At 35.7% G+C, this 21,810-nt stretch carries 20 protein-coding genes; 7 read left to right on the top strand and 13 right to left on the bottom strand.

All coding sequences use genetic code 11. The annotated features are described in order from the left end of the window. Nucleotides 1-145: 145 nt before the first annotated feature. The 4 genes from CD138_RS06215 to hemE all read right to left on the bottom strand — a co-directional run bounded on the left by CD138_RS06215 (nucleotide 146) and on the right by hemE (nucleotide 4,370). The gene (locus tag CD138_RS06215) at nucleotides 146-700 is read right to left on the bottom strand and encodes an RBBP9/YdeN family alpha/beta hydrolase (RefSeq protein WP_019168029.1); all 555 of its coding nucleotides are present in this window, start codon (nucleotides 698-700) and stop codon (nucleotides 146-148) included. A 255-nt stretch (nucleotides 701-955) separates the two neighbouring features. Further along, nucleotides 956-2,359 carry a protoporphyrinogen oxidase gene (gene hemY, locus CD138_RS06210; protein WP_019168028.1) on the bottom strand — a complete coding sequence of 468 codons (1,404 nt, stop codon included), beginning with the start codon at nucleotides 2,357-2,359 and terminating at the stop codon, nucleotides 956-958. Nucleotides 2,360-2,364: 5 nt separating this feature from the next. Next, a complete protein-coding gene (gene hemH / locus CD138_RS06205) occupies nucleotides 2,365-3,297 on the bottom strand; it encodes a ferrochelatase (RefSeq protein ID WP_019168027.1) in 933 nt (310 codons plus the stop codon). Between the two features lie 38 nt (nucleotides 3,298-3,335). Then, complete coding sequence (gene hemE, locus CD138_RS06200) at nucleotides 3,336-4,370, bottom strand: uroporphyrinogen decarboxylase (RefSeq protein WP_019168026.1); 1,035 nt, start codon at nucleotides 4,368-4,370, stop codon at nucleotides 3,336-3,338. Between the two features lie 308 nt (nucleotides 4,371-4,678). Between hemE and CD138_RS06195 the strand changes: the two genes are divergently transcribed. Next, the gene (locus CD138_RS06195; protein ID WP_019168025.1) at nucleotides 4,679-5,185 is read left to right on the top strand and encodes an antibiotic biosynthesis monooxygenase; all 507 of its coding nucleotides are present in this window, start codon (nucleotides 4,679-4,681) and stop codon (nucleotides 5,183-5,185) included. A gap of 54 nt (nucleotides 5,186-5,239) precedes the next feature. Here CD138_RS06195 and ecsB read toward each other — a convergent pair whose 3' ends face one another. Together ecsB and ecsA are read right to left on the bottom strand one after the other, a co-directional pair. Then, complete coding sequence (ecsB, locus tag CD138_RS06190) at nucleotides 5,240-6,454, bottom strand: ABC transporter permease EcsB (RefSeq protein WP_019168024.1); 1,215 nt, start codon at nucleotides 6,452-6,454, stop codon at nucleotides 5,240-5,242. After that, entirely contained in the window at nucleotides 6,451-7,188 is a 738-nt protein-coding gene (gene ecsA, locus CD138_RS06185) for an ABC transporter ATP-binding protein EcsA (RefSeq protein WP_019168023.1), read from the bottom strand. Before ecsA ends, ecsB begins: the two co-directional genes overlap by 4 nt. A 135-nt stretch (nucleotides 7,189-7,323) precedes the next feature. Between ecsA and CD138_RS06180 the strand changes: the two genes are divergently transcribed. From CD138_RS06180 to CD138_RS06155, 6 genes are all read left to right on the top strand, one after another. After that, a complete protein-coding gene (locus CD138_RS06180; RefSeq protein WP_019168022.1) occupies nucleotides 7,324-7,749 on the top strand; it encodes an HIT family protein in 426 nt (141 codons plus the stop codon). Between the two features lie 78 nt (nucleotides 7,750-7,827). Next, nucleotides 7,828-8,184 (top strand): YtxH domain-containing protein, encoded by a 357-nt coding sequence (locus CD138_RS06175; protein WP_019168021.1) that lies wholly within the window; start codon nucleotides 7,828-7,830, stop codon nucleotides 8,182-8,184. Nucleotides 8,185-8,285: 101 nt separating this feature from the next. Next, nucleotides 8,286-8,816: an HTH-type transcriptional regulator Hpr gene (locus CD138_RS06170; RefSeq protein WP_019168020.1), complete on the top strand. Its 531-nt coding sequence runs from the start codon at nucleotides 8,286-8,288 to the stop codon at nucleotides 8,814-8,816. A gap of 48 nt (nucleotides 8,817-8,864) precedes the next feature. Next, nucleotides 8,865-9,431 (top strand): DUF3267 domain-containing protein, encoded by a 567-nt coding sequence (locus CD138_RS06165; RefSeq protein ID WP_019168019.1) that lies wholly within the window; start codon nucleotides 8,865-8,867, stop codon nucleotides 9,429-9,431. Nucleotides 9,432-9,637: 206 nt separating this feature from the next. Further along, the gene (locus tag CD138_RS06160) at nucleotides 9,638-10,867 is read left to right on the top strand and encodes an MFS transporter (protein WP_019168018.1); all 1,230 of its coding nucleotides are present in this window, start codon (nucleotides 9,638-9,640) and stop codon (nucleotides 10,865-10,867) included. 182 nt (nucleotides 10,868-11,049) lie between these two features. After that, nucleotides 11,050-12,006 carry a peptidylprolyl isomerase gene (locus tag CD138_RS06155; RefSeq protein WP_019168017.1) on the top strand — a complete coding sequence of 319 codons (957 nt, stop codon included), beginning with the start codon at nucleotides 11,050-11,052 and terminating at the stop codon, nucleotides 12,004-12,006. A 211-nt stretch (nucleotides 12,007-12,217) separates the two neighbouring features. Here the strand turns inward: CD138_RS06155 and yhaM are convergent, their stop codons facing one another. From yhaM to CD138_RS06120, 7 genes are all read right to left on the bottom strand, one after another. Next, nucleotides 12,218-13,159 carry a 3'-5' exoribonuclease YhaM gene (gene yhaM, locus CD138_RS06150; RefSeq protein ID WP_019168016.1) on the bottom strand — a complete coding sequence of 314 codons (942 nt, stop codon included), beginning with the start codon at nucleotides 13,157-13,159 and terminating at the stop codon, nucleotides 12,218-12,220. An 18-nt stretch (nucleotides 13,160-13,177) separates the two neighbouring features. Further along, the gene (locus CD138_RS06145; protein WP_019168015.1) at nucleotides 13,178-16,102 is read right to left on the bottom strand and encodes an AAA family ATPase; all 2,925 of its coding nucleotides are present in this window, start codon (nucleotides 16,100-16,102) and stop codon (nucleotides 13,178-13,180) included. 3 nt (nucleotides 16,103-16,105) lie between these two features. Continuing rightward, entirely contained in the window at nucleotides 16,106-17,293 is a 1,188-nt protein-coding gene (locus CD138_RS06140) for a metallophosphoesterase family protein (protein WP_019168014.1), read from the bottom strand. Between the two features lie 258 nt (nucleotides 17,294-17,551). Next, nucleotides 17,552-17,896 (bottom strand): YlbF/YmcA family competence regulator, encoded by a 345-nt coding sequence (locus CD138_RS06135; RefSeq protein WP_019168013.1) that lies wholly within the window; start codon nucleotides 17,894-17,896, stop codon nucleotides 17,552-17,554. Between the two features lie 88 nt (nucleotides 17,897-17,984). Beyond that, the gene (locus CD138_RS06130; RefSeq protein WP_019168012.1) at nucleotides 17,985-19,115 is read right to left on the bottom strand and encodes a DUF445 domain-containing protein; all 1,131 of its coding nucleotides are present in this window, start codon (nucleotides 19,113-19,115) and stop codon (nucleotides 17,985-17,987) included. 194 nt (nucleotides 19,116-19,309) lie between these two features. Then, nucleotides 19,310-19,774, bottom strand: a complete 465-nt coding sequence (gene xdrA / locus CD138_RS06125; RefSeq protein WP_014613542.1) for an XRE family transcriptional regulator XdrA — start codon at nucleotides 19,772-19,774, stop codon at nucleotides 19,310-19,312. A 692-nt stretch (nucleotides 19,775-20,466) separates the two neighbouring features. Then, the gene (locus CD138_RS06120; protein ID WP_019168011.1) at nucleotides 20,467-21,753 is read right to left on the bottom strand and encodes a dicarboxylate/amino acid:cation symporter; all 1,287 of its coding nucleotides are present in this window, start codon (nucleotides 21,751-21,753) and stop codon (nucleotides 20,467-20,469) included. Between the last annotated feature and the right edge of the window lie 57 nt (nucleotides 21,754-21,810).

The raw sequence follows: 21,810 nt of genomic DNA, 5'->3' as shown, positions 1-21,810 counted from the left end.
AGGAGGGCCTTGAGAGTATATGGAATCTTAAACATGATTAGGAGAATACAAATACGATGTAGAAATGTATCCTACACCTTATATTATATTTAGGCTCACCTAAAAAATCAAGCGAATTACTATTTCTTTACGAATTTGTCATATTTTAATCGAAATTCTTTAATATTTTATTTCTCAAAAACAGAAAAGTATCATAGCCATCTTCTTCCAGAAAGTGACCCCCGTCTTCTTGTAAATATAATTTTGCATCAAGCGCCTCACACAACTCAGCTGTTAATGTATACGGCACGATTTCATCAGTTTTAGAAGCAATCCCAAAACGTTTAATAATTTTAGTCTTGAGCTGTTCAAAATCAATATCTTGTTCAATAAAGGCATCCAAAGTTTCAAGTGCTTCTAGTTTGTCTTTAAAACCGGAAACCATTGCTAAGCCCCCTACTTTAGATACGTTTAGATCATTTAGAAATTTCAAAGTTGTAATGACACCTAAACTATGTGCAACGAAAACGGTATCCGCATCTACTTTTGGTATTGCTTGTTGCATATATGTAAGCCATTCCTCGACATTGGGTTCATGTGAGTTCGGTAGATTAAGCACTTCCACATCATGGCCTTCAATTTCAAGTGTTTGTTTTAACCATGGAAACCAATGCTTCGATGCATCGGCTTGATAGCCATGCACAATATATAGCTTTGTCATGATACAATACGCCTTCTTTCTATAAATTCAACATCATTATCATATCATAAATCATCCAATTCATTTGAAGACATAAATTTTTAAAATCGTCAAATCATAGAACACTATTACAATGTTTTGAAAATTAAGTTCATATTTAAGTCTATTCATCCCCAAAATCATCCATGTTCAATGCATGCTCAAAATGTCGTTTGCCACATAGCACATCAAAAAAAATGAAAAAAGCTGCAACACTGTGCAGCTTTTTCTTATCGCTTATCCAATTCGTGACAATAACTGTTTAACTGCAGTTTCTGCTTGTCGAATACAGTCGGGTAAGCCTACCGCTTCAAACGGTGCACCTGTAATTTGTAAATGCTGATAATTGTCACAAATATGTTGTTGTATCGCTTTAATTCGACTAATGTGTCCAACGTGATATTGCGGACTTGCGTATGGCATTTTATTCACGATCGTAAAGTCGGGTTCACCGTGAAAAGTCATCATTTGTTGTAAATCATTTTTAGCGATTGCAACCAATTCTTCATCCGTTTTTTCATTAACGATATTGTCACCTTGTTTACCGATGTAAGCACGAATCAACACTTTACCTTCTGGCGTAGTATGTGGCCATTTTTTCGTCGTCCAAGTACAAGCTGTAATATCGGTCTCGCTCGTTCTCGCAATGACAAAACCTGTACCGTCATACGTATTTTCAATATTCGCTTCATCAAACGCAAAGACAATTGTCGCAACAGAGGATGCTTCTAATTGTGAAAAATAGTCGAACATCGGATCTGTACTAAACCATTCTCTAAATACTTGATGCGGTGTCGCTACAATCACACCATCATAAAATGTACGCGTTTCATCATCTAACTGAACATAATAACCTTTTTGCGTCCCTATCAAATCATTCACCGGTGTTTCATAACGAAATGTGATATCATGCGCTTTTAGCCATGCTTCTAATTTGTTTACAAAGTCATTCAAGCCATTTCTAAACTGCTTAAATTGACCTTGGGGACCTTGTTGATTGTGCTGGGCTTGTTGTTGACGTTCCTTTTTGACATGTTGCATCCCTTTAATGATACTGCCATGCTTTTCTTCTAATGCTTTGAAGTTTGGAAACGTACTCATCAAACTTAATTGATCAATGTCTGTGCCATATATCCCACTGAGTAAAGGTTCAATTAAATTTTCGAGTACCTCATCACCCAAGCGCGTTCTGAAAAATTCTCCAACCGACATGTCGTTATTTTCCATCTCAATCGGTTTCATCGTTAAGTCTTTTAATGCACGAAACTTCCCCTTCATTGAGATGAGTTTCGTCGACATAAACGGCTTGATATCAGTTGGAACACCTAGAATTGCACCACCAGGAATTGGATATAACGTATCATTGGCGAAAATATAAGATTGACCCGTTTCATTCGTGACGATATCATCATCCGTCATCCCTACTGCTTTTGCAACTTCTGTCATAATTGTCTTACGTCCTAAATAGGATTCCGGTCCAAGTTCAATCGTATAGCCATCACGTTGCACCGTTTTAATTTTGCCACCTGGACGATCTGTTGCTTCGTAAATCGTTACATTTACATGCGGATACGTTTGTTTAATAAAGTACGCACTCGCTAAACCGGTAATACCCGCACCAATGATTGCTACATTTGTCATGTTTCTCACGCTTTCGGGAATATTTTTGAAATTTCGTTCACTATTGCACCGATAAACAATGGGTGTGTGTCAGGCATAGGTGGGCGATGATATGTCGCACCGACCTCGTCACAAACTACTTTACATTCATAATCGTTATCGTACAACACTTCTAAATGTTCTGCGACAAAGCCCACTGGTGTATAAATGAAATGTTGGTAGCCTTCTTGTTCAAAGAGATCTCGTGTTAAATCTTGAACATCTGGTCCTAACCACGGCGTGCCCGTGTTGCCTTCTGATTGCCAGCCCACTGCAACATGTTCAATTGCCGACTGTTCTTGAATTAAACGTGCTGTATCTTCAAGCTCAAATGGATATGGGTCATTACTCTCTTTAATCATTTTTTCAGGTAAGCTGTGTGCGGATACGACGAGTACTGTTTTTGCGTGTTCTTCTTGTGGAATATTTTCTAACGTTTCATTCACACGCATTGTCCAGTAATCGATAAATGATTGTTGTTGATAATAATGTTCAACATGATGCAACTGAATGCCATACGTATCAGCTTTTTCTTTAGCACGACGATTGTATGATGCTACTGAGAAATTTGAAAAATGTGGTGCTAATACGACTGTTACCGCTTCTGTAATACCATCTTCATGCATTTTTGTAACCGTATCTTCAATAAATGGGTGGATATGTTTCAAACCTATATACAACTTGAATTCAACATCTTCATAAGTTTCATTTAACGTTTTAGCAATTGCTTCTGCTTGACGTTCAGTCGTACCTGCTAATGGCGACAGCCCCCCAATCGCCTCATAGCGTGAAATGAGATCATTCAACTCTTCTTCTGATGGTTTTCTACCGTGTCTAATATCAGTATAATACGGTTCAATATCACTTTTTTGATAAGGTGTACCGTAAGCCATCACTAATAAACCTATTTGTTTTTTCATCTTTTAATCCGTCCTTTTATATACTCGATTCTTTCAAATTAACGTTTTGTATAGTCATGTACAAATTGTGCGACACGTTTTAATGTCTCTGGTTTAACTTCTGGGAACACGCCATGTCCTAAATTAAATATATGACGCCCATGTGCCATTCCTTGATCTAATATTGGCTTTAAACGGGCTTCAATCACTTCCCAAGGTGCCAATAGAATACTAGGGTCCAAATTACCTTGTAATGCTTTTGAAACCCCTTTTTCACGCGCTTCATAAATTGATGTACGCCAATCTAGCCCTAATACATCGATAGGTAAAGCGTTCCAAGATTCAATTAAATGGCTTGCCCCAACACCAAACATAATGACCGGTACATGGTATGCTTTAATCCCTGCAATCAGTTTTTCCATACATGGTTTAATATAGTAATCATAATCTGCTTGATTCAATGCGCCTACCCATGAATCGAATACTTGAATGAGCTGTGCACCTGCTTGGACTTGTGCACCGACATAACGAATCGACATGTCCGTCAATACATCCATCAATTTAAACCAAGTTGCTTCATCGCTATACATGAGTGCTTTCGTCTGATTGTAGTTTTTAGATGGGCCCCCTTCAATCATATAACTCGCTAAAGTAAATGGCGCACCTGTAAAACCAATTAATGGTACGTTTAATTTTTCTTTTGTTAATAATTTAATGGTATCTAAAACATAAGGGACATCGCGCTCTGGATCGATTTGACCTAATGCTTCCACATCGGACATTTGTCGAATCGGATTCGCAATCACGGGTCCAATGCCAGATTTGATATCAACGTCTACACCAATCGATTTTAATGGTGTCATAATATCTTTATATAATACCGCTGCATCTGTATTGTACTGTTCAACTGGTAGTGCAGTGACATAAGCACATAATTCTGGTTGATGTGTAATGTCGAAAAGTGAATATTTTTCTTTCAACTTGCGATATTCTGGTTGTGAACGTCCCGCCTGTCTCATGAACCAAACAGGAGTATGAGAGACTGCTTCTCCTTTAATCGCACGCAAAATTGTATCGTTTTTTGTCGTTCCCATATGTTCCTCCTTAAACAACGTCATTCTTCATTAATATATCATATCAACTCCTCTAACTATCAGTATACGGCTCAAATGTCATAAAAATTTAAAATGTCTATTGCGTATCATCATGACATGACTAATCCTTACTTTATAAACATAAAAGCACTTGTTTTCCCCTCTCCTGAACCCAACATTTTGAGTGAATCTTTGGATATGGAATTAATGTATGAAAAAGACATTCAAGTTAAACGTAAATGAAGTATTTTTTAGTGGTGATTTATGTGAGAAAAACTTATAATAAATGCAACAAGGAGGAGAACACCATGAAATTTTATATCACATATGGTACTTACGGATACTTAAACCAAATCCAACTCAATAATGAAAACCATGACTTATTAATTTTTTCTGGTAATGATCAATCTGTCATGATTGAGGAAACAAATGGCGAAACAATTTTTCAACAACCTAAAAAGTTCCGCGTTTTAACACGTCTAGGCTCAATTTCAAGTGATGATTTTCATACGTTAATATCAATACCAACGACAGAAGATCACAAATATCAGTTGGAAAAGAAACTAGAAAATTATCTTCCGCATTCAGAAGAATACGATGGATTTAATACTTACCGATTATTAAAACCTTTACAAAGCAATATTTATAAAGTACTTTTAGGTTTTTCGTCACGTAAAGCTTATGAAGATTACAAAAAATCTTCTGCATTCCGTGAACATTTTTCTAAAGAAGCTGTTCGACCACTTGCAGGATCATCAAGTGCTCATGCTTCATATTTAGAACAATTCTTCTATCCAATCTCTAAAGAAGATTGATAAAAAACAGGCTGGGAGCATATCAATATCATGATGTCCCAGCCTGTTTTCTATTTAATCTTTCAACAAACTTTCTTGATATTTCAACTTTTTAATCGTACTGCGGATGGTTAAATAACCGACGATAAAAAAGAAGATGACGAAATAAAACTGAGTCACATGTAGCAAGACATAGACAATACTGAATATGAGACCGATAATAAGCACCGTATGTTGCAAAAATTTTCGATACCCTTCTATGACATACAATTCAGACACTGGCCAAACTTGCGGCCATAAACTATATGCCTCTTGTGTATAAAATTGAGACATTTGTAACACGATGATGTACATTGCTAAACTACCAATGACCGCATTAATCCATGGATGATTGAACCAAACCATGATTAAGATGCAAATAACTACTAAACGCAATGTCATGTTTAATGCGTCTTTACCACGTAAAAAATTGCGTTTAAATAAAAACGGATAGAGCTGTGTCGCATCAAAAGGTTTTGGTGTTTTTAACATGAAATCAAGGTAACGGCGACGGACTGCTTGTTCTTGCAAGCCTTTGACATCAGTAAACATATTCACAAATTTATAATAGTTCATACGATGTTGATGTGCTCGTTTAATCATAGACTCCCATGGGAATAACTGGTTCACATTTAACCGATTAAGCAATAAACATAAAATAATAACGCCTACAACTGCAATCACAGCGGAAAAGTCAAATGCTGACAACATGACGTAGTAGCCACCAAGGTTGAAAATGAACAGTACGAGTTGCACAGACCAATGTTCAAGTCTAAAACGATACCACTCCCACTTTAAACATAATCCAGCTAACGGTAAAATAAAGGCTAATATAACCGTAACAATGTAGGCTGCCATACGTTCTGGATAAACCGTGTGAATGAATGGGTAAAACACGATAAGCATCAAAATTTGCAATGGAAGTCTTGATAGATAGCTAAAAATGATACTATCACGCATATAGGCTTTCATTTGGCGTTCGAATGGGAGTAAAAATAAGCGATCGGCATCTTCCAATAAAGTTTTCAATGGAAAGATGGATGTGATAGATAACACGATGGCTATCCACAGCGTGTAGTTGATTCCTTCTGGTACATGCTTTAACCATTGACCATACCCCAAAATAAACGCACCTAATAAGATGACGAGAAAGACTGAAAAATGGCCGTTGAAAATAAATTTGTTATAATAATTTTTTTCTTTACGTTGCGCATTTAAACGTTCTCGGAATAATTGTCTCGCCGTTTTCATGAGGATTGCGCTCCTTTAGTCACATGAATGTAAATTTCGTCCAATGTCGCATTTGGCATCGCTGTTTGTTGACGTAACGCATCCAAATCTCCCATAGCAACAATTTCACCTTGATCTAAAATAATAAAACGATCACAATAACGTTCAGCAGTCGCTAAAATGTGCGTACTCATCAACACGGTACGTCCTTCTTCTTTTTTAGCTGCCATCAAATCAAGCATCGACTGTATTCCAATCGGGTCTAGACCTAAAAAGGGTTCGTCAATAATGTAAAAATCCGGTTCAACAATAAAGGCACAAATAATCATGACTTTTTGCTTCATCCCTTTAGAAAAATGACTCGGGAAAATGTGTAATTGATCTTCTAAACGAAATGTCTTTAATAAAGGCATTGCACGTTGCATAGCCGTATCATAGTCAATCCCATAAGCCATGGCTGTCATTTCGATATGTTCTTTTAATGTGAGCGCATCGTATATCACTGGCGCTTCTGGGATATAGGATAAGTGTTGTCGATACGCGTGAATATCTTCTTTAATATCTATTCCAGAAATCGACATATCACCTGCTGTCGGCGTCAATAATCCTAAAATATGTTTGATGGTTGTACTTTTACCTGCACCATTTAAACCGATTAAACCGACAATCTCACCATCTTCAAGTTCAAAATTTATATTTTTAATGACAGGCTTTTTACCGTAGCCACCTGTTAAATTTTTAATTTGTACAGTCATTCATCTGCACCTCCATAACTGTTATTGTATCAAAAATATCATTAACAATGCTATTTAATACGCATGCTATAATATCGTTACATGTACAGTCACACGTGCTATAATAAAACTAAATGAAGAAATGAGGGAATCTATATGACTAAAACGATATTCTCAAAGATTATTAACGGCGACATTCCAAGTTTTAAAGTATATGAAAATGATTATGTCTATGCTTTTTTAGATATTTCTCAAGTTTCTAAAGGCCATACATTACTCATTCCTAAAAAGCCGTCACCAAATATTTATGAAACAGATGCTGAAACGATGAAGCATATTGGAGAAGCATTACCGGTTGTCGCTAATGCGATTAAGAAGACCTTCAATCCAGACGGCTTAAACATTATTCAAAACAATGGTGAATACGCGTCACAATCTGTTTTCCATATTCATTTTCATTTAATTCCACGATATGAAAATGACATCGATGGCTTCGGTTATCAATGGGAAACAAACGAATCTCGTATTGATGATGCACAAAAGGCAGACATTGCCGCTCAGATTGCTTCAAATATCGAATAAGTTTAATTGATAGCTAAATCGCATATTTAATGAACAAATGGGTATATATAAAAAGAAAATTGTTCGAGGAGGAAAAATATGAAAATCGTTCGAATGACATTAGGCGCTGTTGCTGGTGTGGCAACAGGTTTAGGTGTGGCTTTAATTGCAAGAGATGGTCAAACACGTATTGCCAATCCAAAAGCAGCACGCCCTAAATCAGAACTTGAACTTGAAGTTGATACAATGAAAAAGAGTATCCATGATATTAAAAGTTATATCGCTCAAATTAAAAATGAAAGCCAAAGTTTTGCTGGTTCGATTGGTGATGAAGTGAAAACGATGATCGGTGAATTTAAAGCTGATATTGATCCAAATATTAAACAACTGCAATCACATATCGAAAATTTACAAAATCGTGGCGAAGAAATGACAAATTTTCCAACAAAAAAATGATTTTTTAGTGTTTGAAAACACATAATTCGATATAATGACTTTAAAGCATGGTACAATACAGTATCATGCTTTTTTATAGTCTAAGAAAGGAGTCCAGCATTATGAACGACAAACAAGCACAAATTGAGGGAATGCTTTATACACATAAAATTGCCATGTTATCTAAAGTTCTATGGAAAAATGCTGAAAGTGACTGGCAGCGTTGGTTAAAAAAATCGGGTATCGCTATGAATGAACATCTGATTTTATTAACTCTCTACGCCTTTGGTCGCGCAACTATTTCAGACATTTCAAAATACGGTGTCATGCATGTTTCAACCGCATTTAATTTTGCAAAACGCCTAGAACAACAAGATTTATTGAACATGGAAAAAGACCACAATGACAAGAGAAATACCTACATTACTTTAACAGATAAAGGTAAAGCATTAGTAGATGACATCTTCGAACAATATGACGAAGAACAAAATAAAATCTATAATGCTTCAAAAGAATTCCAAACTGAGATGTTCCACCTTCCAAGTTTTAGTGATGTCCATTATCTCGTTGCTAAATTACACGGTAAAGACTTTATTAATGACGTGAATTTGTGTCAGAATCATATTCGAGAAAATTTGCTTGACGAACAGTAATTTCAGGTAGATAATACGTTATATTACTGATAGCAAAGGAGCTTGTAAATGATTAACTGTTTGCGTTCAATCGATATCCATTCAAGATTTGGTTTACCTCGTATTGCTTTTATAAGTTTTGTAACGGTTGTTATTACATTTTTTGTTAGTTTTGAAATGTTTCATTATTACTCAGATGTACCATTCACAGATCAAAACTTTCTATTGTTTATCGTCTTAATGTTATTTTTATATCCCGTTCACAAGCTTATTCATGTTATTACGGTATTGCCTTACTTGAAATATTTGAGAGCGCACAAGTTAATACGTCAATCGTGGCTACCACTATACAATATTTATCTTGATCGTCCCGTACGCAAGCTTTACTTTTGTATTTGCCTTATCATGCCACTCGTTGTGATTACAATCACTTGCATTCTTATAGCACGTGCAATTCCTGAGTATGGCCATTACTTTATGTTTTTATTAGCATTGAATGCAGGCTATTCTGTCATGGACATACTCTACTTAAAAGTTATCCTTTTAGTTCGTCAAGGACATTACGTTGAAGAACATCAAAACGGTTTTCTATTATTAGTTCACAACGATCATACAAAACATATGGATATCGGCTGATACATTTTCATCTTGATGAAATGTATCAGTCTTTTTTGATTTGATGGACCATCACTACATAGAATTCTCCTCCTTATTGCATTTCGAAATATCAAAATTTGGCTAAAATGATTAAAAACGCATGTGAAAATTGGTAGCTCTGATAATGCTGAGTACGACTTGATTCGTTACCCTTAAATTGAAAGTTATTTAAAGGAGCGATGATCATGAATCATGATAAAATCAATCAAGTTCCGTCACGATATTGGATGAAACTTGTTGCTATTTTTACATTAGGTTGGTTAGTTATTTATGCCGCACGAACAATTTTAAATCCACTTATGGGCCATATTAAAACTGAATTTACATTGACTAATGCACAATTAGGTTTAATTATGAGCTTATTCTTCATCGGATATACCGCAACCCAAATTCCCTCAGGTATTATGGGAGACAAAATTGGGAGAAAGAAAATATTAGTCCCCTCTTTTTTAATCTTTGGAATTTTTATGGTCATCACGGGATTGATGCCAAGCTATCTCCTATTGGTGATTGCATGGGTCATTGTCGGACTCGCGCAAGGAATGTTCTACGGTCCTCAATACGCACTATCGTCAGAAGCGATACCGGAGAAAAACATTACATTGGGCAGTGCATTAATTAATAGTGGCATGGCTTTTGGGACATCTATCGGCTATTTTGTTTCGAGTATTACAGTTTCTGAAATGGGCATGAGTTGGAGAACACCATTTTTTATTATTGCCGTCCCTATATTCATCATTGCCATACTCATGTATCGCATCATTAAAGAACGTCCTCGACAACAAATGTATCAAGAAGAAAATATAGCACCATTTAAAATATCTAGTTTATTCAAAAATCGTAATCTGAATTTAGCGTATATCATTATTTTCTGTTCCATTTATGGCTTTTTTATGATTATTACGTGGCTACCGTATTACTTAGAATCAGAAAGAGGCATCAACGGGGCACAAGTTGCTTTTGTCGCGTCTCTCGTTCCTTGGGCAGCCATTCCGGGCTCGTTATTCTTTAGTTGGCTATCCGATAAACTAGGAAGACGCAAACCGGTATTAATGATCATGTTACCTTTAGCCTTTATTTTTACAGCATCGATTGTATTTTTTGATAATTTGATCATTCTGTACATTTCATTAATCGGTTATGGTATTGTGGGTAAAATCAGCACAAATCCGGTATTAATTGCCGTCGTAGCAGATAACGCACCTAAAAGCGCTTTGGGGACGTCGTTTAGTGTCTATAACTTTATCGGAATGACTGCTTCCATACTCGCACCATATATCACAGGCTTCTTAACAGATGTGACGGGTTCTATGGCAATCGGTTTCTACCTTGCTGCATTCTTATTGCTTGTCGGATTTACAGCATCATTATTACTTAAAGAGCAACGAAAGACAGCAAACGCACAATCATCATAAATTCGAAAGTTAGGCGAATCCATTGGCATCATTAGTTTAAGATGTCATAGTAATTGATCAAATGATTTCAAATTGAAATGTGTCCTCAGCTTTTAGTCGTATTTTCACCCTTCTTCGTTGGTTGCTGAATGACAATATGGTAATATTTATGTGTGTTAATTACATATAAAGGAGCTCAAAAGATGAAGAAAGGCATACAAAAATTAATTATTCCTATAACAGCAAGTGCAGTATTACTCGGAGCATGTGGAAATGATGCCCCTACTTCAAAAGATCAAACTTTGATTTCTTCTAAAGCAGGAGACGTTAAAGTGGAAGATGTATTAAAAGAAATTGGAAATGATCAAATCGCAAGCCAATCATTTAAAGTATTACTCAATAAAATTTTAGAGCAAAAATATGGAGATAAGGTCGATCAAAAACAAATCGATAAAGATACTGAAGAAGAAATAGAAAAATATGGCGGTAAAAAGCAATTTGAAAGTTTACTGAAACAACAAGGTTTGACGATTGATGAATACAAAGACCAACGAAAATTGGTTGCTTATCAAAAAGAATTGTTGAATGAAAAAGTTGATGTTTCAGATAAAGAAATTAAAGAAAATACGAAAAAAGCTTCTCACATTTTAATTAAAGTGAAACAAGACAAAGATGATAAAGAAGGCTTGTCAGACAAAGAAGCTAAGAAAAAAATCGATGAAATTAAGAAGCAACTCGATAAAAACCCTAAAGACTTTGACAAACTCGCAAAAGAAGAGTCAATGGATTCAACAAAAGACAAAAATGGTAGCTTAGGTTATGTCATTAAAGGCCAAATGGTTAAGCCATTTGAAGAAGCTCTGTTCAAATTAAAAGACGGTGAAATTTCAGACGTTGTTAAAACGGAATATGGCTACCATATCATCCGCGCAGACAAACAAGATGATTTCGATAAGCAGAAATCTAAACTGAAAGAAAAAATCATTCAAAATAAATTACAAGAAGACCCTAAAATCTTAACAGACGCTTATAAAGAACTACTTGATGAATATAATGTAGACTATAAAGATCGTGATGTGAAGAAAGCCATTGAAGATAACATTTTAAACCCAGATGCGTTGAAAAATCAGGCATCTCAAGGCAACCAATTAGGAATGTAATCAGGCGTTACACATCATCAAAAAGGTGCGGGATAACCCTTTAAGGTCCCGCACCTTTTTGTATATATTGATTACTCTCGATATTTTTCTGGATTAATTCTCACCGGAACACGGTTCATAGATAATCGGATTGACTTTAGAGAAGACCATCGAGGCACTCATACAATGTCGTTAAAACAAAGCATTGGAAAGGCACCAATCGCGATAATGACTAATCCAATTTTTCTGGTTTATAAAATTGACGCCCTTCTAATCCGAAAATTCGCTCCGTAAATTGGCCTTTATCGATTTTCTTAAATGCTTTATCAAACATATTCATTCGTGCATCAATATTATCAATAAAGTTTAAAATTTCCGCTTCCTTCACGTAAGGTAATTTAGGTGAACCATACTCCAGTTTACCGTGATGTGACAAAATGAGATGACGGAGTAACAAAATTTCTTCGCCCTCTACATTGAGTTCGCGTGCTGCTTCTGCTACTTCATCACTCGCAATTGAAATATGGCCAAGCAAATTCCCTTCAAGTGTATATGAAGTCGCGATAGGACCAGACAGCTCTCTCACCTTACCCATATCATGTAAAATAATACCGCTGTACAACAAACTTTTGTTCAGTTCCGGATAAATGATACATAATTGACGGGCAATTTCTAACATTGTTAATACATGATAGCTTAAACCACTTACAAAATTGTGGTGATGTGTACTTGCTGCTGGGTACACGAAATAACTGTCTTCATGTTTATTGAGTAAGTAACGTGTCACACGTTGTAAAGGTGCATTTTCGATTTCAAAAATGTAATCTTGCATAGCATCCTTGATTTCTTCTGGAGACAGTGGTGCCCCATCGATGAAATCTTGCGTACGTAACCCATCTTCTTCAGTCGCAAGTCGAAATTGGTTCACTTTCATTTGTTTGCGACCACGGTAATTAATCATATCGCCTTTAATGTGCACAACACGTTCAGGCTTTAATTGATTCATACCTTCTTTGGTAATTGTCCAAACTTTAGCTTCGACTTCACCACTTTTATCTTGTAAGTGAAGCGTCATATAGTCTTTACCTTGTGCAGTTACGCCTTGAGTCGCACGATGGATGAGAAAAAAGTGATCCACCGTGTCTCCAGGTTGTAGCTTTTCAATATTTCTCATTATTAACGCCTTCCCATTCTATTTATCTATCTTATTTAACGTGACAAGCTGTTTTGTTGGAATATTAGAATCACGTGAACATGTAAAGTAAAGAATTTGATAGTCATCAGACATGCCACGTAAATATTTCATCATTTTCGCTCTACGTTCAGCATCAAAGTGTACAAAAGCGTCATCGATAATAATCGGCAACGAATAGTACGGCTTCAAAGTTTGAATAAGGCTTAAGCGGAGTGCAATGTATAGCAACTCTTTCGTCGACTGACTTAATTCAATTGGATGATACATTTGGCCATCTTGATGACGTACCATGACTTGCTCATTCGCATATGTCACTTGTACATATTGACCGCTCGTTAAATCATTATAAATATCTGTTGCAATATTTACAACTTGTGGCAATCGTTTATCTTTAATTTGTTTAATATGTTCATCTACCAATGCTTCGAGATAACTTAACGCCGCCCAATCTTCTGCACTTTCATTCAACTGATTTCTTAAAAGTTGATATTGATGGCGTAAATGTCTCAACGTGTCATCTGTTTCCAAATGATTCATTTGTGCGAGTAAGTCGCTCACTTCACTTTGCACTTCCAAAAAGCGTTCATTGTAATTATCGATTTGCTCAGACAACTTTTGATACTCTTCATCAAGTTGCGCCGTAGTTTTTTCACTTAATTTTGAACTCTTTTCATAGCCATAGTTTTGATTTTCAAGGAAGTGTGTCAAATCGTTAAAACGTGCCAAACGTTCATGATAGCGTTGATAGCGTTCGTGGTGTTTATAATAGCTTTCCTCATCTAATGCACCAATGGCACCGAACAATGTTTGAATCACTTGCTGGTTTTCACTTAAACGATGTTTCAAATGTTTCAATTCTTTTTCTAACAAATTCAATTGTTCCATATTGTGATCATGACGTGTCATATCTTGACTCGCCGATTTTAACCATTCTCTCACATCATGGAAAAGTGTGTCTTTATCATTTCGTTTCATCACTGTGCCAATTTTTTCATCTACCTCGGTGTAGAAATCGTCCAAGGTTTTACTTAATTTCATATGGACTTCATTTAATTTAACGAGGTATTGTCGATGATCTTTTATTTTTTGAATCGTTTGAATCGCATCAACGAGTAAGTCATCTGATAAGTTTTCAGATAAATAAAGCGATGATTTTAACTGTTGCAACTGATTCGTCGCTTCTGTCCATGCGGTGTGTGTGTCTTCATGTTGTGTATGCGCATGTTGTATTTTCGTCTTTAAAATTGCCAATTGTTGTTGTCGTTGTGCAATTTGATCACGTAGTTGATATTGCGTTGACAAATCAAAGTCTAAATCATATTCCGCTTCAAGTTGCGCCACTTCTTGTTCTAATTGAGCCAGTTCTTCTGAAAATTGTGTATCATATCCCACAGGTTTTGAACGGAATAACGTCATCCCGATAATAAATACGATAGCCATCACTGTTAATACGACACCTGCTACCATGGCATTCGTCACAAACATCCATATCGCGAATGCGATGGAGACAATCGCAAGTATGAGTGAAGCCCCTCTCACGCGTCGTTGTTGCTGTTGTTTTTGTTCAGTTTCTTGTTCAAAGGACGCCTTCATTTTATCAAATAGATTGCGCTTTTCTTTTAATTCTAACAAACGTTGATCATATACCTTTTTCTTTTCGAAGTTTTCATCATCAACTAATTGACTATTTAAATGTTGAAGCTCTTCCTCAAAAGAAACTGTCTCAATTTGATAATCATCTTGTGTCTTTTTCAACTGTTGCAACGTATGTAAGTGCGCTTGCTTTTGCTTTAACGTTTCACTCGCATAACTTTTTTGTGCCTCGCTCGAATCAACATCATCATGACAATTTTCCCAACCGATATGAGACTTCAAACTTTCAATTTCCATGTCGTGTTGACTAAATTCGCGTTCAGTTTGTTTCAATTCCATCTCTTGCTGCTTCACACGATCTTCTTGTTTCGCTATGGCTTCAAAATTTTGATAAAGCGTTTGTTCAGGCACATACAATTGTTCATTTTCATGTTGCAATTGTTGTTGTTTTTCAACACGTAATCCAATGTCACGTTCTAAATGATCCACTTGAATTTTAGCCGTTTCATAACGATCAATTCCTTTTTCAGGAAATTCTAACGGTTCAATATTCAAATCCGCTTCTAATCCTTTCCATTCTTGAACTTGATCAATTAAAGCGACTTCTTTTTGTTTTTCCTCAAACAATCCTGTCAATTGGTTTAAATTTTGTTTTAATGTATCAAGTCGTCGAGAGGCTTTTTCATGTTCTTCGGTCAAACGTTGATATGATTCGATTTTCGTCGATTCTTCACGGATTTGATATTCTAAGTTACGCACTTCTTCAATTTTGCGGTTAATTTCAGGATTTTGCCCTGACTTTTTATAAAGTGCTTGTTTCTTTTGATTGATTAACTCACGCATACCGATGAATTCTGTTGAACCGAGCGCACCTGCTTGCATTAAAAAGTTTTGTAATTGGACCTCACTCATATGTTTATGAATATCTTGAAGTCCGAGAACGTTAAATGAGAAAATGGCTTGATACGTTTTCTTGTTAATGTAATTCAACTGCGCTTTTAGCCACGCTTCATCTTTAATCGTTCCATTAGGCATGTATACTTTAACATCCCCTTGAGCACTACCTTTTACACGCTCAACATCCACTTCCATACCGTCATCTAAAATCAAGGTCACTCGTCCACCATAATGGTTGCCCATTCGTGGTTCAAGACGTGGTTCATTTTCTTTTTTCGTCGGGAAACCAAATAAAATCGAATGGATAAATGCTTGAAGTGTCGATTTACCTGCCTCGTTTTGTCCAAATATTTCCGTAAAATATTGATCAAACTCAACTTTTCGTTGGACAAATTGGCCATAACCATAAATTTCAACTGATTTAATTTTCATCGATTAATTGCCCCCTTTTAACTCAGCTTCAATGATGGCTTCTGCACGTGCAACTAATGCTTGACGATCATGATTTTGATAACCGTCTAAATATTTTGATGCTTTCGGGTTCATATACAAATCTTTCACTGCACGTTCATATACATCATCTTGCTCAAGTAATTCTGTAGGAAACTCTTGTATGATCGATTTTTGATGAATATCCATGTATCGGACATCCCATTCATCAATGAGCACAAAGTGACGTTCATTTTCTTCATATTCTGCGACTAATACTTTCAACTGCTCTAAAACTTGAGGTGAAATCATCTCATCGCCACGTATATTCAGTTGTAATCGATAAAACGCACGACCTTGGTGTCTGACACTGTTTTTAAAGTCTTGAATCCGTTCAAACAGCGCTTGTTGACTTATTTCTTCCACTTCTAGCGTTGCTGATTCAAAGCGAATAAATTGTGTGGGTACAAAGCGTGTCTTTAAAGCAACATGGTCCCCTTCCACGATTAAACAACCTTTTTCACCTTGTTCCTTAAAATGACGCCCTTGAATATTGCCAGGATAGTGAATTTCAGGCAAATCACTTAATTGTTGTCTCACATGAATATGACCTAAAGCCCAATAATGGTATAATTTCGCATTCAAATCTTCTAATCGAAACTCTGTATAACGATCTGAAGCGTCTGATTTACTATATGTCCCATGCAAGACACCAATATGCACAACATTGCGATTTTCATTCGTTGGATAAGCATCGATTTTATTTTCGTAACTTTCACGTTTTTCATAACTGAAGCCATGGAGATGTACCGTTTCACCCGTTTTCGTAATCGCTTGATATGTTTCAACCTGATTAGAAAATACTGTAACATTTTCAGGCCATTTCGTTTTAACTTCGTCCGATAAAGGATCATGATTCCCGTGTACAATGTAGACAAAGATTTGTTCTTTTTGTAGACGTTCAAATTGAGATTTCAAAAACACTTCTGCCTTTAAAGTGCGATTGTGTTGATCAAATAAATCGCCACTAATTATGATAAAGTCGACCTCTTCTCTTAACGCAAGGTCAATAATACTTTTAAAACTTTCGTAAGCACTATTTTCAACATCCTTCAAAATTGTCGGATTCAAATAACGCTTGGAAGCAAATGGACTATCGAGATGCAAATCTGCACAATGCAAAAACTTAACCATTCAAGCATTCTCCTTTTATCATCAAATTTCATCTATGTATGCATGTTTCGTATTCATTTATTTTATCATATTTTCAATATAGAAAGTGCGCATCATTAAAGTATTATTGAAAGTACTGAAATTTTTATAGACGTTACGATGATTTTAATAAAAGTTAGGCTAACGAACGCATATTTCAGTTTCACTCTTCTTACGCAAAAAAAGACGAGGATGGAAATATATCGCTCCACACTCGTCTTATTTTGTATTTAGTTTTCTTTAGTCAGCGTAAATTTCGTCTAAAGGTTTAACAATAATTTGGTTAATTTCTTGGAATACTTGGCTCATTTTTTGCTCAGCATTCATTAACTCAGAAATATTGCTATCTTTTTCGATTTGTTGCGCTTGCTCTTGCGCTTGTTGTAAATCTTCTTCGCTGATTTCTTCACCTTGCATTTGTTTTTGTTGGAAGTTCATTTGTGTTTCACGGAACGCATCAAATAATTTTTTTGAATTTTCATCAGCTTCTACTTTAGCATAAGCGTCTTTAATTGCATTGTACTCGTCACTTTCACGTAAAGCTTGCTCTAATTTGTTTGCGTAATCATATAAATTTACAGCCATTTAAAATCTCTCCTTGAGTTGTGTATTTTAGATTGAATTTTCTCTCTTCCAATCTCTTTCCTAGCTTACGATACCACATTTTATAGTCTTATACAAAGATTGCTATTAATCCTTGGAAAAATCCAATGATGCCACCTAAAATAAAACCCAGCAACATAATTAATTTCAATTCTTTATTCGCAATTTCGAAAATCAATTGTTCAATATAGTCTAAATCAAAACGATTAATTTGCTCTTCAACTAAGCCACGAATATTCACTTGTTTCAAAATAGTGGATAAACGTTTAGCTAAAGTATCGAGAATTAAATCCGTCATACGGTCAATGCCTCTATCATGTAACATCTCAAACATTTGTGGCACGAGCGATTTCAACGGCATATGCGCGCGTTGTTTTAAATCAATTTGCTTTAATACAAACGTTGACACTTCGCCTTCAATTTCGGCCATTTGTTCTGGCTTAATCCATTCTTGTAATGTCCCACTCTTCAACTTTTCATACTCTGCTTGAATTTGTGTAGCCAGAATCGTTTTCGCTTTAGAATGTGACGTTAAACGGATTAATTCCCTCTGAATCCGTTCTGCTATCGCTTCTTTCGTCATAAACATTTGGAGCATCGACACAATCTTACCTTTTTCGACAAAGAACGTCTCTAACATTTCTAAAATATCTTTATAACCTTTGTCAGAATCTAAATAAATTCTTGCTCTTTCTAATAGCAATGTATCTAATGTTCCAACCTTTTCATCGAGCTTTGCCATCACTTTTGGTGGTATGAGCTCTGCCATTGTATCTGTTTGATGAAGCGCGTATTTTTCATTCAACTTTTGTTTCGTATAGCGGTCAATAAAGTTTTCACCATCTTGAACAACATGAATATCAAAACGTTCCACTAAAGATTGCAGTGTCACATGATCTTGCTCTAATGCTTCAACTTGTTGGGAAACAGCACGATGTACCGTCGCTCTCATGTCAGGCGTTTCTAATTTTTCTCTCATTAAGGACTCAGTTAATAAATGGTCTTCAACAACTTGTCCAATTTTTTCGGCAATTTCCTCTCGTCTTTTCGGGATAAGTCCCGGTGTAAATGGCACACGTTTGCCAAAAATATAATAAGCTTTAAATGGATGGAACAACATTTTGACAGCAATCATATTTGTGACGCCACCAATCACAGCGCCGATTACAATCATAAATAAAACGACTAAAATCGCTTGCATAGATACATCTCTCCTCTATTTTTCAACAAGAAACAAAAATAAAGCAACTTTCCCTTTCATTTTTGTGTCCTCGTTGCATACATATGTAACCTTATGTCCTAAAAACAACAGTGTTAAACATCAATTTTCTAATAAAAAAGGAGCACGCAACATTTTGTTTGTTGATGCTCCCACATTTTATCATTTATTTTAAATTATGCACGAATAAGCTCTTCTTTCACGTTACGTTGGAAGTAAGTTTCAGCTTCTCTTAATTTTGGTGATGCAAAAATAGGTTGTTTATCAGCATCAAGAATGCGGTAGAGTTCACTTACTTTGTTAGATTGAAGAATATAACCATTTTTACTTGCTAGCGTATCCCAATAAATATCACTTACTGTTGAATATCTTGGATAAGCGGCTTGATTTCTTGAAATGGTTTGAACGATTTCTAAAGGATCGCAACCGAATGTACCATTTAGTACTTCAGAATCTCTAAATAACGCACAAATAGATACACATGTTGTCCAATTTGGTAACACACGCTCTTTTTCAATTTGTACTAATGTTTTTTTAGATAGGCCAATCGTTTGAGCCATTGTATCTTGTGTATACCCTGCCTCAATACGTACCATTTTGAACTTGCTTTGAATTAATTCAGTAAAACTTTGTCTATCCATTTATTATGACTACCTTTCTTAAATAAAAATTTATCCGCACACAAGCATTGCAATTCTACACAATTCTTGAAACACAAATTACATATTAATACAAAATGCGACAAATGAAAAGTGGCATTTTAAAAAACAACGTCAATCCATAAAAATGCGCAATTGTCGCAAAAATTCAACTTATTTTATTAAAATACTTAAGCTGTAAATCAATGGGAATTCATGCACCATAAAGCTTTATAAATGAAGAATGGTTCAACTCACATTTCATTCAATTCTTAAACACAATTTACAATAAACCATGTTATTTTAATAAGACAATCAAACCCAAATTAAAATTGTTTTATGTATTTTTATTAGATTTTAATGATTAATATGTGCATCCTTGTACGATAGATGAACATGATGACAAAAGCGTCTTGTACCATTAATATGAGTTCAAGGATTTTATTATACCATAAATTGAGGGGACTGCTATTGAAATTTTGATAAAAATCTCATCAATGTATGCTTTCGTTTTTAAGCCGTCCTTCCCATCTCGTTATGTACTCAGTGGTCCCCTGTAATATCATTCTATTTTAAAGCAAAATGGAGTGCTATGATGTCCTTCATTATGTGACAACGCTATACGCCTCATTTACACCAATAAAAAAACCAACGCTTCTATTATTCACTAGAAACGTTGATTTATTGTATCATTATTATTCTACATGCATGTTACCTTTTAATTTTCTACCTTCACGTTCTGATAAAATCAATGCACATGCCGCATCACCAGTAATATTGACAGCTGTACGCGTCATATCTAACAAACGGTCGATTCCTAGAATAATACCGATTGCAGCAGGGTTTAAATCGACTGCAGTTAATACCATGGCTAACATGATCAAACCAACGCCAGGGACACCTGCAGTTCCGACAGATGCAATAACTGCAACTGCGACTACTGTGATAAGTTGTAATAGTGTTAAATCTGCACCAGATAATTGTGCGATAAAAATCGTAGCAACCCCTTGCATAATCGCTGTACCGTCCATGTTGATTGTCGCTCCTAAAGGTTGAACGAAAGATGCAATTTCAGGTTTTACACCCATTTTTTTCGTACATTCCATTGAAACAGGTAGCGCTGCGTTAGAGCTTGAGCCACCAAAACCAACAGTGATTGCTGGGAAGAAACCTTTGAAAAATTCAATTGGACTACGATGTGCTAAAAGTTTAACTGCACCACCATAGACGACAAAGAAATGAATCAGGAGTGCGGCTAATACAACAATAAAGTATAAACCAAGTTGCCTAATTGCACCAAAACCTGCTCCTGTAAATGCGTGCGCGACAAGTCCAAATGTACCGATTGGCGCAAAAACATTCATGACCATGGATATGATATACATCAGAACCTCGTTAAATTGTTCAAAAAATTGATGGACAATCCGACCTTTTTCACCCACCATCATAATACCGATACCAATGAAAATCGCGAATGTGATAATTTGAAGCATATTTCCTGTTGTCATGGCTTCAACCGCATTTTTCGGGAAGAAATTAATGACAGTTTGATCAAATGTTTGGTTAATCGGAGAAGCACCAGTGGCCTTTTGATCATCCAATTTCTTTTGATATGTAGCAACTTCTTCTGATTTTAACAAGTCTGAATGGCCTGCACCAGGTTTAACAACGAGTGCCAAACACATTGCTAACGTAATCGCAATCGCTGTTGTCGATAAGAAGAAGACGAGTGTTTTTAAGCCAATTCCCCCTAAAAGTTTTGGATCACCCACACCAATCACGCCAAGCACAATCGAGACAAATACAACGGGTACAACGAGCATAAAGATTAAATTCAAGAAGACTTGTCCAATGACATTAAAAATATATTGATCAACAAACCCCACAAACTTTGATCCGATATAGAAATTGAAAATCGAACCTAACGCAATCCCTAAAATTAGTGCAATAATTATTTTTACTGTTAATCCTTTAAATTTCATATTCACTATCCCCTTCAATGTTATAACAACATTATCTGTCTCTTATACACATCTCCG

Origin of the sequence: Staphylococcus intermedius NCTC 11048, assembly GCF_002902385.1 — a bacterium.
In the GTDB taxonomy this organism is placed as follows: Bacteria; Bacillota; Bacilli; order Staphylococcales; family Staphylococcaceae; genus Staphylococcus; species Staphylococcus intermedius.
Note: the sequence above shows the minus strand (reverse complement) of the source record. Positions and strands in the feature narration are given on the sequence as shown.

Excerpts from the sequence above, each read along its gene's own strand:
- CD138_RS06215 (WP_019168029.1), bottom strand. The coding sequence starts at position 700 with ATGACAAAGCTATATATTGTGCATGGCTATCAAGCCGATGCATCGAAG.
- hemY (WP_019168028.1), bottom strand. The coding sequence starts at position 2,359 with ATGACAAATGTAGCAATCATTGGTGCGGGTATTACCGGTTTAGCGAGT.
- hemH (WP_019168027.1), bottom strand. The coding sequence starts at position 3,297 with ATGAAAAAACAAATAGGTTTATTAGTGATGGCTTACGGTACACCTTAT.
- hemE (WP_019168026.1), bottom strand. The coding sequence starts at position 4,370 with ATGGGAACGACAAAAAACGATACAATTTTGCGTGCGATTAAAGGAGAA.
- CD138_RS06195 (WP_019168025.1), top strand. The coding sequence starts at position 4,679 with ATGAAATTTTATATCACATATGGTACTTACGGATACTTAAACCAAATC.
- ecsB (WP_019168024.1), bottom strand. The coding sequence starts at position 6,454 with ATGAAAACGGCGAGACAATTATTCCGAGAACGTTTAAATGCGCAACGT.
- ecsA (WP_019168023.1), bottom strand. The coding sequence starts at position 7,188 with ATGACTGTACAAATTAAAAATTTAACAGGTGGCTACGGTAAAAAGCCT.
- CD138_RS06180 (WP_019168022.1), top strand. The coding sequence starts at position 7,324 with ATGACTAAAACGATATTCTCAAAGATTATTAACGGCGACATTCCAAGT.
- CD138_RS06175 (WP_019168021.1), top strand. The coding sequence starts at position 7,828 with ATGAAAATCGTTCGAATGACATTAGGCGCTGTTGCTGGTGTGGCAACA.
- CD138_RS06170 (WP_019168020.1), top strand. The coding sequence starts at position 8,286 with ATGAACGACAAACAAGCACAAATTGAGGGAATGCTTTATACACATAAA.
- CD138_RS06165 (WP_019168019.1), top strand. The coding sequence starts at position 8,865 with ATGATTAACTGTTTGCGTTCAATCGATATCCATTCAAGATTTGGTTTA.
- CD138_RS06160 (WP_019168018.1), top strand. The coding sequence starts at position 9,638 with ATGAATCATGATAAAATCAATCAAGTTCCGTCACGATATTGGATGAAA.
- CD138_RS06155 (WP_019168017.1), top strand. The coding sequence starts at position 11,050 with ATGAAGAAAGGCATACAAAAATTAATTATTCCTATAACAGCAAGTGCA.
- yhaM (WP_019168016.1), bottom strand. The coding sequence starts at position 13,159 with ATGAGAAATATTGAAAAGCTACAACCTGGAGACACGGTGGATCACTTT.
- CD138_RS06145 (WP_019168015.1), bottom strand. The coding sequence starts at position 16,102 with ATGAAAATTAAATCAGTTGAAATTTATGGTTATGGCCAATTTGTCCAA.
- CD138_RS06140 (WP_019168014.1), bottom strand. The coding sequence starts at position 17,293 with ATGGTTAAGTTTTTGCATTGTGCAGATTTGCATCTCGATAGTCCATTT.
- CD138_RS06135 (WP_019168013.1), bottom strand. The coding sequence starts at position 17,896 with ATGGCTGTAAATTTATATGATTACGCAAACAAATTAGAGCAAGCTTTA.
- CD138_RS06130 (WP_019168012.1), bottom strand. The coding sequence starts at position 19,115 with ATGCAAGCGATTTTAGTCGTTTTATTTATGATTGTAATCGGCGCTGTG.
- xdrA (WP_014613542.1), bottom strand. The coding sequence starts at position 19,774 with ATGGATAGACAAAGTTTTACTGAATTAATTCAAAGCAAGTTCAAAATG.
- CD138_RS06120 (WP_019168011.1), bottom strand. The coding sequence starts at position 21,753 with ATGAAATTTAAAGGATTAACAGTAAAAATAATTATTGCACTAATTTTA.